The sequence below is a fragment of the Vibrio sp. WZ-1 genome, assembly GCF_052037695.1.
GTDB lineage: Bacteria > Pseudomonadota > Gammaproteobacteria > Enterobacterales > Vibrionaceae > Vibrio.
The window spans coordinates 1-12568 of record NZ_JBQEQR010000065.1 but is presented as its reverse complement, the minus strand read 5'-3'; the positions used below and the strand labels follow the sequence as shown (position 1 = coordinate 12568).

At 43.1% G+C, this 12568-nt stretch carries 14 protein-coding genes and 1 tRNA gene; 12 read left to right on the top strand and 3 right to left on the bottom strand.

Features of this window, described 5'->3' with window-relative positions:
* Positions 1 to 156: 156 nt before the first annotated feature.
* Positions 157 to 366, bottom strand: coding sequence for a cold-shock protein (locus ACTS60_RS08075; protein ID WP_005433440.1), 210 nt, complete (start codon positions 364 to 366; stop codon positions 157 to 159).
* A gap of 368 nt (positions 367 to 734) precedes the next feature.
* Between ACTS60_RS08075 and ACTS60_RS08070 the strand changes: the two genes are divergently transcribed.
* On the top strand, positions 735 to 971 hold the full coding sequence (locus ACTS60_RS08070) for an alternative ribosome-rescue factor A (RefSeq protein WP_440887825.1): 237 nt from the start codon (positions 735 to 737) through the stop codon (positions 969 to 971).
* 13 nt (positions 972 to 984) lie between these two features.
* Here ACTS60_RS08070 and ACTS60_RS08065 read toward each other — a convergent pair whose 3' ends face one another.
* Positions 985 to 2148, bottom strand: a complete 1164-nt coding sequence (locus ACTS60_RS08065; protein ID WP_440887824.1) for a threonine/serine exporter family protein — start codon at positions 2146 to 2148, stop codon at positions 985 to 987.
* 336 nt (positions 2149 to 2484) lie between these two features.
* On the opposite strand from ACTS60_RS08065, the gene ACTS60_RS08060 reads away from it, so the two are divergent.
* The 11 genes from ACTS60_RS08060 to ACTS60_RS08010 all read left to right on the top strand — a co-directional run bounded on the left by ACTS60_RS08060 (position 2485) and on the right by ACTS60_RS08010 (position 12414).
* On the top strand, positions 2485 to 3912 hold the full coding sequence (locus ACTS60_RS08060; RefSeq protein ID WP_440887848.1) for a sensor domain-containing diguanylate cyclase: 1428 nt from the start codon (positions 2485 to 2487) through the stop codon (positions 3910 to 3912).
* Between the two features lie 116 nt (positions 3913 to 4028).
* Positions 4029 to 4775: an outer membrane lipoprotein-sorting protein gene (locus tag ACTS60_RS08055; RefSeq protein ID WP_440887823.1), complete on the top strand. Its 747-nt coding sequence runs from the start codon at positions 4029 to 4031 to the stop codon at positions 4773 to 4775.
* Between the two features lie 69 nt (positions 4776 to 4844).
* Positions 4845 to 6074 carry an ABC transporter permease gene (locus ACTS60_RS08050; protein ID WP_440887822.1) on the top strand — a complete coding sequence of 410 codons (1230 nt, stop codon included), beginning with the start codon at positions 4845 to 4847 and terminating at the stop codon, positions 6072 to 6074.
* Positions 6064 to 7299, top strand: coding sequence for an ABC transporter permease (locus tag ACTS60_RS08045; RefSeq protein ID WP_440887821.1), 1236 nt, complete (start codon positions 6064 to 6066; stop codon positions 7297 to 7299). Before ACTS60_RS08050 ends, ACTS60_RS08045 begins: the two co-directional genes overlap by 11 nt.
* The gene (locus ACTS60_RS08040) at positions 7299 to 8012 is read left to right on the top strand and encodes an ABC transporter ATP-binding protein (RefSeq protein WP_440887820.1); all 714 of its coding nucleotides are present in this window, start codon (positions 7299 to 7301) and stop codon (positions 8010 to 8012) included. The genes ACTS60_RS08045 and ACTS60_RS08040 overlap by 1 nt, the downstream gene beginning before the upstream one ends.
* Positions 8005 to 9243, top strand: a complete 1239-nt coding sequence (locus ACTS60_RS08035) for a hypothetical protein (RefSeq protein WP_440887819.1) — start codon at positions 8005 to 8007, stop codon at positions 9241 to 9243. Before ACTS60_RS08040 ends, ACTS60_RS08035 begins: the two co-directional genes overlap by 8 nt.
* 293 nt (positions 9244 to 9536) lie before the next feature.
* Positions 9537 to 10016: a Dps family protein gene (locus tag ACTS60_RS08030; RefSeq protein WP_045385706.1), complete on the top strand. Its 480-nt coding sequence runs from the start codon at positions 9537 to 9539 to the stop codon at positions 10014 to 10016.
* A gap of 216 nt (positions 10017 to 10232) precedes the next feature.
* A tRNA-Gly gene (locus ACTS60_RS08025) sits at positions 10233 to 10307 on the top strand.
* Between the two features lie 329 nt (positions 10308 to 10636).
* Positions 10637 to 11158 carry a DUF4136 domain-containing protein gene (locus ACTS60_RS08020; RefSeq protein WP_440887818.1) on the top strand — a complete coding sequence of 174 codons (522 nt, stop codon included), beginning with the start codon at positions 10637 to 10639 and terminating at the stop codon, positions 11156 to 11158.
* Between the two features lie 113 nt (positions 11159 to 11271).
* Positions 11272 to 11688 carry a hypothetical protein gene (locus ACTS60_RS08015; RefSeq protein ID WP_440887817.1) on the top strand — a complete coding sequence of 139 codons (417 nt, stop codon included), beginning with the start codon at positions 11272 to 11274 and terminating at the stop codon, positions 11686 to 11688.
* Between the two features lie 45 nt (positions 11689 to 11733).
* The gene (locus ACTS60_RS08010) at positions 11734 to 12414 is read left to right on the top strand and encodes a DedA family protein (protein WP_440887816.1); all 681 of its coding nucleotides are present in this window, start codon (positions 11734 to 11736) and stop codon (positions 12412 to 12414) included.
* Between the two features lie 45 nt (positions 12415 to 12459).
* On the opposite strand, the gene ACTS60_RS08005 is transcribed toward ACTS60_RS08010, so the two are convergent.
* On the bottom strand, positions 12460 to 12568 hold a 109-nt coding region (locus tag ACTS60_RS08005), incomplete at its 5' end, for an integrase core domain-containing protein (protein WP_440886874.1).

The following is a 12568-nucleotide window of genomic DNA, read 5'->3' as shown; positions in this document are numbered from 1 at the left end:
GCGGGACAGTGGCATTAGGATACATCAACTCTCACGTCGAGTTTGCATTTTATTGAGTAAAGTTAATCTTTTCCTTTATCCGGAGAGCAATATCATGAAAGTTGGGCAAAAAAATAGCCAGCTAATAGCTGGCTACCATATCAAAATCTATAAGTCTTAAACTAGAGTGATTTTCTCAGCTTGTGGACCTTTTTGACCTTGAGTGATTTCGAATTCTACTTTCTGGCCTTCAACAAGAGTACGGAAGCCGTCACCTTGGATTGCAGAGAAGTGAGCGAAAACGTCAGGACCGTTTTCTTGTTGGATGAAACCGAAGCCTTTAGTTTCGTTGAACCACTTAACTGTACCAGTAGCTTTGTTAGACATGTCTATTTCCTAAATATCTAATATTGTGTAAATCTTCGCCTTTCAGGCGCTTATAGCGTGGAAAAATAAATTGCTATTGCGTACCACAGGACGGCGGACTTACTAATCATCCAACGAAATGTGAGAACAAAGAACTTTCTTTCTAGCCGACGTTGAGTCTAGGTTAAATTCAGAGAGAGTCAACATTTATCGGAAGGATACATGGAAATATTTGTATTTAGTCACTTTTTAACCACTGTTTTTTTGATGAAGTTGCAAATAAATGAAACAAGCATGAAGTTTTTCAAGAGATTTATGAATTTAATTCTACGAAATTGACTAGTTTGCGAAATTATTGTTCAATCTGGTTTGACCAATAAGGAGTGTTTATGAGTAATTCAAAACATAATCTCTGTCCGGATGAATTGAGTTTAGATACAGAATTTGGACGCGGGATAATCAAAGATAATGCGCTTAAAGCGGCAGTCACAAGCAAGTTATTCAGAACGAGAGTAGTAAAAGCAAAGAGAGGTAAAGGTAGTTTCAACCGGAAAGCGAAGCATAGAGGCAAAGAGCCCTATTCAAAGTTCTCAATTAAGTGGATTTTGAATAGGGCTTTTTCATGACCAGCAGAGCGGATTAACGTTCAATCTTTGGTGAGTATATCGAGTATGCAGTTACTTGCCCTGCGACAATGGCTGAAAACATAAATAGTGCGGATAGACCAATACTTGGGATCGGTAAGATAGATTGTTCAAATACGGATTGACTTGCACTTACCAAGACCCTACTACCAGGGACTAATATGATAATACCCTGAACAATGTAGATAGACCCGGTGAGTTCCATTTTCTTTGCTATCCATGTTCCGTAGAGGGTAATAAGAACCGTGGTTATCCAAGTCCCGACAACCCATCCACTATCAAACCCAAGATAGAACGGCCCCCACATTCCGAGCATTGCCACTGGTAATCCTAGTAATATATCGAGTGGGCGAGCGTTAAAAATAACGCCAAGGCAGGTTGATATTAGAAACAGGCCGCTAATATGCATCCAGGTTGGAATCTCATTGGTGTACGCAATAGATTGAGCCTGTCCCCAAATGGCCTCACCAATACTAAGTCCCATCGTGATGCCCACAAACAGCTTGATTAGAGTGAGTGCGCATTGCCCTAATAAACTGGTTCCGGATACCAAGTCGTTGAATGCGAGACATTCAAGTGAGTTAGCAATAGAGAGTCCGGGCACGAATAACACAATCGTTGCGATACACAACGCCCAGACAGGAATCGGCAAGCCAGTACTAGAAAGGTAAGCCACAATAATACCGGTAAGCAAGGCTGCGATAAATTCAACCGCAATCGCGCGTCTTGCACGGCAAACTTGCTGACAACCCCACACCATAAAACCAAGAATAAAGGCAAAGCCGACCGCTTCTAAAGTGCTGCCAACCAGCATCAAATAAGCTGGTGGAATGCCCATGTTCGCTAATGCTATAACCCATTTGGAGTAGCCAGCTGGTTCTGGTACGGGCTCGCTACTTGGCTGGTTAATACGGATGATGGTGTTTGCCAGCAAGCTTAAGTTGATTGAAGCCGGCTTGAGGCGTTTCAGCACAACTGCATTGTTGTCGTCTGGGAACTGATAATTGATGGCCGTTGGTGTTGCCTGGATCATTACATCAACGCCATGTTTTTGGGCGTAGTGTTGAGTGTATTTTTCTACTTTGTACGGCGCACAACCACTGCGATGGAGTGTATCGCCAATCTCAACAATTTTGTTTATTCGATATTGTGAAGGCATGATGAATTTTACTGCGAAAATTTTACGGTAAAGTTAACAAAGCTCACCTATTTCTTGAAGTTATTAATATAAGGGAAAAGCAGGACTGTGCACCAAGTCTGATGGCAAGTGGTAATTCGTAGATTATTTAATCAGACGTCCTAGATTTGGAGTTTTAGAAGTAGAAATAAATACTTTAGTGCGAGAGGTAGTGTACATTACTAATACAAATTTATAGAATTCTCAATATTGATATTGTGAATTAGATGTGTGTCACATTTGGTACTCAACTACATTTACATTATTTGCTATACCTAAGGTTGTAGCCCATCAGTATTAGTGTAGAGAAAAGGTATGATGTTGTACGTGCATAAAGTATTAACACGGCTTATCGTCGGGCAGTTATACCTTGCTCTCCTTATGGCGATCTCCCTCCCTTGTTTTAGTTACGCTCATGTTTCTGAGCCTAATGTTTTGGTTGTTACCAACTCTAAAGCATGGAAACCATTCTCTTACTTAACTGAAGATGGAGAGCCTGCCGGAATATTAATTGATTACTGGAAAGCCTATGCGGAAAAGAACCATGTTCGTATAGAGTTTTTGTTGCTTGATTGGGATGAATCTTTGCGCGCAATGGAAGAAGGTAAAGCGCATGTGCATGCTGGGCTTATTTACTCCAAACCAAGAGATGAGTATCTAGAATTTGGCGCAGTCATTATGCCCATTGATACGCAATTGTATCTTTCGACTGAACTGGTTGGTTTGAATGTCCAAGATGCATTAAAAGGGAAGACTGCGACAAGGATAGGAGTCGTTAAAGGAGGGTATGAAGAGTACTTTATCACCAATAAATACCCTGATTTAGTAGTAAGCACTTATGAAAATAATGAGTTGCTTCTGAAGGCTGCTGCGCGACAAGAGATCAAGTTGTTTATTGCGGATGAACAGGTGGTCAACTTCCATATAGCGACAACCAGTATGCTTTTTAGTTTTGTGCCAGTTATGCACCTCTACAGCCGAGATTTACGGATTGCAGCGGGAAGCTCTATTTCTATAGAAGCTTTGTCTCACCAGTTTGAAAATATTCCCCATTCAGAAAAAGATCGCATTATAAATCGTTGGACCAATATCCAGAGAGTATACCCAATGTATTTGCTGCCGATGGCTATTGTGCTGTTTTCGGCTGCTGCGATGTTTCATATTTTTAATTTGCGAAAAACCGTTCGCCAAAAAACGAAAGAGTTAACGCTAGCGAATAAAAAACTGTTAGAGCTAACTCTGACGGATCCATTAACGAAACTACAGAATCGACGTCATTTTATTGAGCAGTTATCTAGCTTTGGTGTGAGTGGCCGTAACCTAACACTGATGATATTCGATATTGACGACTTTAAGTCTATCAATGATAGGTTCGGACATATTTGTGGTGATGAGGTGATTCATTCTGTCGCAAATACTGCGAAGAAGATGATGCCAGAAGAAGTATCTCTTGCAAGAATTGGCGGTGAAGAATTCGCCATTATCTCTTCTAGTTTAACAGAGGCTCGTGCTCGACAACTCGCAGAAGAGCTGTGTGTTGCTGTAGCGGAGAATACAGTTGTGATTAATGAGCATGTTGTCAGTGTTAGCCTAGGATGCGCGTTCTATCCTTATTTTGATTCGCCCGTATCGTTAGCAGATGCGGATACCCTAATGTATCGGGCCAAGTCTGCAGGTAAGAATCGTGCGGTTTTCCAACGAGTATGTCGAAATAACGTGGAGCCCTTACTCCGAAAAGCTGAATAAAACTATGATCGGTCTCTCGTCTAAGCAACGCACCACCTTGCTATACTGATTTAAACTTCTTGTTTTTGTTTCTATTTCTGACTTTGACCCCATGGTTTTTATTGTCGAGGATAGTTATGCGTACTTGTTTGGTGTTTCTGTTATCCCTTCTTTATTCACTCTCAGTTTTGGCAGAAAGTGCTTCTGATATCGTCCAAAAATCTGATCAAGCCATGCGTGGTGATTCTAGTTACAGTGAATCCACGATGGAGATCATTCGCCCAAATTGGACTCGCTCTATGACCATGAAAAGCTGGACAAAAGGCACGGATTTGTCTTTGGTGTTGGTTACGGCGCCTGCTAAAGATAAGGGTAGTGCGTCTCTGAAGCGACAAAGAGAAATGTGGAACTGGGTGCCAAGTATTGAGCGGATCATCAAAATCGCACCGTCTATGTTGAGCCAGTCATGGATGGGATCGGACTTTACCAATGATGATTTGATCAACCAGTCTTCAATCGTGGTGGATTATCAACACGAGTTAAAGGCTGAGAAGGTGTTTGATGGTGACAACGTTTGGGTGATAGACGCCGTCGCCAAACCTGATGCTCCAGTGGTTTGGAGTAAAGTGACGTTATGGATTTCTAAGTCGACCTATCTGCAACGCAAAGTTGAGTTTTATGATGAGTTTGAAGAGCGAGTAAATGTGTTGACCACCTATGATGTGAAGGTGCTGGGAGGTCGAAAACTGGCAACCAGAATGGAAATGCAACCGCTCGATAAACCAGACAACAAAACCGTACTGACCACGCACCAAGCGCAGTTTGATTTTGAGATTGACGACAGTTTTTTTTCTCAGCAGAAGATGAAAACGTTACGTGACTAAACAAGCGTAAATTAATGGTTAGATGGAAATGAACCGATAGCTACAAATCAACGAAAGGGACGTAAAACGATGCTTGTGAAACTCGCTTGGCGAAACCTTTGGCGACAAAAACGTAGAACATTACTCACGGCGTCTGCGCTAGCACTGGTGTTGTTTCTTTCTCTTATAACGCGAGCGTTTCAAGAAGGCAGTTATACCTCCAACATAAAAAATGCGGCCAAGTTTTACACAGGGCTAATTCAACTGCAAAACCCCGAGTTTAGTGATTCTTCCAGCATCGATGATGTCTTACCGCAGAGCACCATGTTCATTTCTGCGGCTAAAAACAATCCTAATATTGATGTGGTATTACCTCGGGTGGAATCCTTTGCTTTAGCCGCGAAAGATGAGCGTTCCAAGGGCGTGATGGTGTTAGGCGTTGAACCTGAGGCTGAAGATAGGTACTCCAATATCAGTGACAAGCTAATTAAGGGGGAATACATTCAATCAGGCCAGAAATCGGTGTTAGTCGGTGGGGGATTAGCAAGCTATCTCCAGCTCAATGTAGGCGATGAATTAGTTCTTTATGGTGTAGGTTACCGAGGTCAAACTGCAGCAGGTTTGTATCAAATCTCAGGCATTCTTCATTTCCCTTTGCAGCAACTTGATTCTCAGTTGGTGTATATGCCGCTCGATACCGCGCAAAACTTGTATTCGCTGGATGAACAAGTGACTGCTTGGGTCTTGAATACTGAGAGTTTAAGATCCTTACCTAATACCGTCGAACAGCTCAAATCCGATTATGGTAAAAATATCGCTGTTAAAGACTGGAAGGAATTATCACCAGAGATGGCACAGCAAATTGCCTTAGATAAAGCGGGTGGTATTTTCCTGATTTATATCCTCTACGGCATCGTTGGATTTGGTTTGTTCGCGACCATCTTAATGATGACCTTAGAACGACAACGTGAATTTGCTGTCATGTTAGCGACTGGAATGCTGCGTTCCAAGCTCGTCTTTCTACTTATGATTGAATCTCTGTTCATATCCGTAATTGGCATTGGCATTGGATTTTTAGTAAGTGCGCCGGTGTTGGGTTACTTCTATTTCAATCCGATAAAAATTACCGGTGATGCCGCCAAGCTCATGCTTGAAAGTGGCTTTGAACCCATTGTCCCCGTTTCGCTTGACCCTTACTTGCTGCTCAACCAAATAGCCGTTGTGTTGTTCATTCTTCTATTGTGTTTGCTTTACCCTATGGTTCGCATGCTTCGAATGCCTATTGCTTTAGGGTTAAAAGGAGGTACTTATGCTGGTTAAGTTAGCGTGGCGTAACTTATGGCGCAATAAGTTGAGAACATCAATCATGCTTGGTGCCATGGTACTTGGCTTGATGGGTGTTGTTGCCATGATGGGGTTTATGAACGGTTTGGTCGATAGCATGGTCAAGAATGCGATTTCCTGGCAAACCAGCCACTTGCAGATTCATCAACAGTCTTATTTGGTGAATCCCGATCTGAAAGAGGTGATTCCCGATGCGAATAAGATCGCCAAAGTGTTGGCGGGCAATCACGAAGTGAAAGCCATCTCCAAACGATTTTTAGCGGACGGAATGATAGCGTCTGCACGGAGTACGCGTGGTGTTCGTATCAATGGCATTAATATCGCACAAGAACAAATCATCACACCACTCGCAGCACATGTTGTCGATGGGAAATGGTTGAGTGAAGAGGGCCGAAACCCGATTTTGGTTTCAAGAAAAATAGCAGAACGTTTAAAGCTTCGAGTGGGATCTAAAGTCGTATTAACCCTTTCTGATATTAATGGTGAGGTTGCAGGAGCTGCATTTCGCGTACGAGGCATATTCAAAACACCATCGACCGGATTTGATGATGGTAACGTCTATGTTCGCAAAGCTGATTTAGAAAAGGTCGCAGGGCTGAGTGGTGCACACGAAATCGCAATACTGCTTACCTCTAACAGCGATGTTGAACTGAAACAGATACAGGCGTTTACTTACTCAATTTTACCACCAGAAACCAAGGGGCTCCTGACTGTGAGACCTTGGCAAGAAATCCAGCCATTGCTTTCTACCATGATGAGCACAATGGACGTCTCTAACCAAGTAATGCTGGTGGTATTTGTCCTCGCGATGACCCTTGGCATTATCAATATTATGCTGATGTCGGTGTTTGAACGGACTCGTGAATTTGGTGTGCTAATGGCGGTCGGGATGCAAAAGCACAAGATACGCTTGTTGATCGTATTTGAAACCTTGTTCCTAGGATTAAGCGGTTGTGCGCTTGGATTATTGGGAAGTGCGATTATGCTCAAAGTGCTGAGTCTCACCGGATTGTCACTTGCTAGTATGGCTGAAGGGTTAGGGGCTTATGGTGTGGATACCTTACTTTATCCGCGAGTATCGATAGCGGAATACCAAATGATCATCGTAGCAATCTTTGTTGCAAGCTTCATCGCAGCACTTTATCCAGCACGACAAATTTTAATGCGTCGACCGGCGGATGCCATGGCGGAGAAAAGTTAATGACAATTAAATTGGAAAAACTAACCAAGATTTACAACGCCGATGGTGATTACCCTGTGCATGCGGTGCAGTCCGTGGATTTAGAAATTAAGCAGGGGGAATTTGTTGCAATCATGGGGCCGTCTGGCTCCGGCAAAACAACCTTGCTGAATATGATTGGCGGTATTGATTCACCGACTTCTGGCATAGTTGAAATTGATGGCTGCCTAATTTCTTCAATGTCAGAAAAAGAGTTGATCGCTTATCGGCGCGATAATATTGGTTTTATCTTTCAAGATTACAGTTTGTTGCCTGTGTTAACCGCACTCGAGAATGTGGAATTTGTTATGCAGCTGCAAGGTAAAACTGAACGGGAATGCCGTGAGCGAGCTACATCCTTGCTTGAGCAAGTTAAGTTATCGGAGCAAATGAATAAGGTGCCAGGTAAGATGTCCGGCGGACAACAACAGCGAGTCGCTGTCGCCCGTGCACTTGCGCCCAAACCTCGCTTTGTCATGGCAGACGAACCAACTGCCAACCTAGACGCCAAAAGTACCGCGGAGTTGCTGGACATTATGGAGCAACTCAGTGAACAAGAGGGGACGACGTTTATCTTCTCCACCCATGACCCACGTGTAATTAAGCGAGCCCATCGCATCATCGTATTTGAAGATGGTCGTCTTGCACGTGACTTCAGCAATATAGATAACAGTGCAGAGAGGTCGCATGCGTAGTGATGTTCCTAAGCTACCTTCATCTGTAATCAAGGTCCTTAAACTGAAAGTACGAGTGGTGTTTATAAAGGCGTTAAGTGTTTTGGTGCTTAGTGTTATGAGTCGTTCTGCTCTTACCTCGGTGCCGGGATTAGTACCACAAAAATCGTGGGATTTAGATGGCTACATCAAATATATGGCGACCTACAGCGTACCGGATAACGTAGACAACACATTCGATAATCTGATGCACAATCGATTTAATTTTGAATACCGTTTCTCACCTAATTGGCGTGTGAATGTTGGGCTACGAAATCGTGCACTTTGGGGGGATTCTACCGACTTTCCTCGTTACGCTGATTTGATTGCGTGGGATTCTGGGTATTTCGACCTGAGTAAGAACTGGCTTGAAAATGACGTGCTGATAAATAGTCAACTAGACCGTTTATATCTGACTTGGCAGCAGGATGACTGGAGAGCGCAAGTTGGGCGTTTTCGTATCAACTGGTCAATGAATACGATTTGGAATCCAAACGACATTTACAACGCGTATTCGATCTACGATTTCGATTATGAAGAGCGGGCGGGTACTGATGCAGTAATGGTGAGTCGAGAGCTTGGTTTTGCCGGTGGGGTAGACTTGGTGTTCTCGCCTGCACGTGAATCAAGTCAGAACAGCGTATCACTTCGTTATTCAGCCAACCATTCCGGATGGGATTACCAGGTTATTGCAGGACGAGGACGGATTGATTATGTACTTGGTGCAGGCTTTGCGACGGATGTCTTTAACGCTGGGTTTCGTGGAGAGCTCACGTGGTTTGATCCCATCGATCCGGAAATTGAAGGCGAACCGACCAAAAAGACTACTGTCGGCAGTATCGAAGCGGATTACAGCTTTGGTGGAAAGCGTAGTTGGATGGGGCGCGCCGCGTGGTTGTTTATTTCAGAACCTCAAGATGCATCCAGCGCATTGGTGTATTTGAACCTTCCTCTTGATGCAAAAACCTTGAGCTTTACAAAAAACACGTGGTATGCAGATGTGAGCTTCGATCTTACGCCACTTAATCGTGTCACGTTATCGAGCAGCTACTATGATGACCATTCTTATTTCTTAGGGCTGTCGAGCAGTTACTCCCTCGCCAATGACTGGCAGCTACTGACTGTTGTTCAAAGGTTCGATGGAGATAGTGGGAGCTTGTTTGGCGCTACACCTGCAACCTTGCTATTTGCCAACGTAAGATACTCTTTCTAAGTAATGTTTCTCGAAGCTGTTTGAAAACACGAGCAACATATTACTTCACCATTTTCTCCTTCAAGTCCCACTTCCAATAGCAAATAACTTCCGGATGATACGCCAGTTTTAGCCAATTTGCTTATTGAGTTTGGCTATTGAAATCATAGCTAAAACCAAATTTTCTTCGTCGAGGCAGAGTCGTAATATGACTCCATCGGCAGCAAACACTGCAAAAGAATTTTTAACTTTATACCAATCTAGAAAGAACAGTTGGTCACTACGATTGGTATTACTCTTCTAGGAGCAAGATTATGAACAAACAAGCAAACCTAATTGGTCTAGATAGCGAACAATCAGCACAACTAGCTCAACAGCTCAATCAGCTACTAGCACACTACCAAGTGTTGTACATGAACTCACGTGGTTACCACTGGAATATCAAAGGTCAACAGTTCTTCGAACTTCACGTAAAATTTGAAGAGATCTACACTGATCTACAGACAAAAATCGATGAGCTTGCAGAGCGTATTCTTACTTTGGGCCATACTCCAGCGCATGCATTCAGCAACTACTTGGAAGCTAGTGAGATTAAAGAACATCAAAACGCGACTTCTGGTGAGGAGTGTGTACAAGGTTTGGTTCAAGGTTTTAGCGTTTTACTTCTAAAGCAACGTGAGATCCTACAAAACGCTGGTGAAGCAGATGATGAAGGTACAGCGGCATTGATGGGTGACTACATCCGTGAACAAGAAAAGCTCATGTGGATGCTTAACGCTTACCTACAAAGTTAAGCGACGCATCGTCCGAGTACTCACTTGGAAATGCATCAACAAGTCAGGAATAAGTCAAAAGGAGCACATTGGTGCTCCTTTATTTCTTTGTAATGAAACAAAAAATGAGCGCTATGTGTAAGCATTTGATTATATTTGGCTGATAAGTAAGCATTTGAACAAAAAGCGCTTTTCTTTTCCTACAGTTGTGGCATATTGAGGTTGTCTCTTCGATGCGCGGGCATCGTATAATGGCTATTACCTCAGCCTTCCAAGCTGATGATGCGGGTTCGATTCCCGCTGCCCGCTCCAATCTTCGACTTACCACGGTATCAATTTCATAAATCAATCTCGTTACCATGTGATGGTAAGGTTAAGCCATTTTTGCCCTCTATCCCAGCTAGAGTTAGTTTCTAGCCATCAGTTAGCTAACCAACGACCTCGCATTACATAGAATATCTTTGCTCCCCTCAAAATCGATGTGAACTCATGTCGACAATTTGAATTGTTAAGCTTTGTGGTCAACACTCGAATAAGCACCTATTAAACAATCTACTACCAACTCGTATTGAGAGAATTATGCTTTCGATAGCTCAAAGCCGTGTGTTGGTGTATCGAATAATTGTGAGAGGACTGATGTTATGTTGAAAAGAGCGATTGGCGCATCGTTACTGGCTCTGATGCTAGGCGCTTGTACTACGGTTAGTACCGATGTCGACAAGCAAGCCGACTTCACGCTGTATAAGACTTTTGATTTTGGTGAGAAAGGTTCGTCGCCAATGAGTCTTGACGCTCGTCGAATCGAAGATGCTATTGAAGGGCAACTACAGAGCAAAGGTCTTTCTATGGTTGAGGCAGGAGGGGATTTGTATATCCATCATGATATCCAGCAGGAATCTGAGCTTGTATCATCTGGTACTTCGTTTGGTGTGGGGTATGGCTGGAATAGTTTTGGAGTCGCTGTCTCTAGTCCAGAAAGGTATCGTGAAAGAAAGTATGGCAACTTAGTCGTAGAGCTTGTCGATAGCAAAGCGAATCAAGTCGTTTGGAAAGCCATTTCGAAACGTAAGCTGACGGAATCCATGAGTACTGAAAAGCGTGAAGAATTTATCTCAGAAGAAGTGCAAAAAATGTTTGAGTTGTACCCGCCAAAAGAGCAATAAAACGGCACTTTGATATCAAACTATGACCAAATTATTGTGATGTGAGAATTTCATTTGCATTGCGCTTCAAGTGGGGTTAAAACGTCTTATCGTTACGTTTGAGGCTCCTCTTGGTGCGTACCTTCCTGTTTGGTTTGCTCACTCTTGTTTTTTCCTGTTTGGTGTTTGCATCAGGCCAGAGTAGTGCTTTCCGACAATCCCATTTCGCTATGCCAGCAGGGCTGGAGCATATCGCCGAAGAAAAGCTCAGAACGACTTTCTTTTTCCGGGAGCTAAGCGCTTCTCTCCAAGGTCGCCAGCAACTCCGCTTAAATTCTACTCGTCCAATATCCACTCAAGATCGTCCGCTTCTTTACAATGAAACTGTTCGTACAACAAGCGTTTGGGTTTCGCAATCAGAGCAATCTCTATCAAGTGCTTTGCACTGTGTTTATGCAATGCTGCATAGCCTAATGGATACGAGCTACAATACTCGAGTGCGAGGCCTAGAAGAGGCGAACTTGCTGTACCGATTTATTCATTATCAATAGTCAAATCTTAAAAATTTGATTTATTGGAATAATTTGGAGAAGTATATGTTTGATTCTATTTTAGATGTCTTGTTAGCTCTATGGCACCAAGATTTTTCTGCTTTGATGGCGCCAGGTAGTGCGGGTTTGATCTACTTTGTAGTAGGCATGTTGATATTTTTGGAGAGTGGCTTTATACCAGCCGCTCCTTTCCCTTGTGATAGTGTGGTTGTTTTGTCTGGTACCCTTGCTGCTGTTGGGATTCTGGACCCGGTATTCATATTACTATTACTAACGGTATCTGCAGCATTTGGTAGTTGGGCTGCGTATTTTCAAGGAAAATGGCTAAACCGCCTCCCTAAAGTGCAAGGCTGGATAAATGCAGTGCCTGAAAGACGCCTTCATCAAGTGGACGTGCTTCTAGGTAAACACGGATTGATTGCGCTGTTTTGTGCTCGTTTCGTTCCTGTCGTGCGGTCATTGCTACCGTTAATGATGGGCATTAGGGGCAAGAAAGTGAACAAGTTTCACTATTTCTCGTGGTTAAGCGCATTGTTATGGACCTTGTTGCTTTGTGGCTTTGGTATGTTGTTACCGTTATTACCAGAAAACATCAGCAAATTAGTCACAATGGGGTTGATGGCAGCACCAGTAATCACGCTAACCATTGCCATTATGAGCTTCATTATTGTTAAAGTGCGTAAAATATGGAGCAAGTCGAAGGCAACTCCACAACTTCCTCAATAGCTTCATTTGTGTGTGACCCGTCCTGATATGGGTTGACACTTTTAGTTAAAACGCTCGATGAACTTCATCGGGCGTTTTGTATTTTAGAGCTGTATGTGGTCTCTGTTCATTATAGAGTTTCACAGACTCAGCGACCATTTTCTTAGCTTCATTC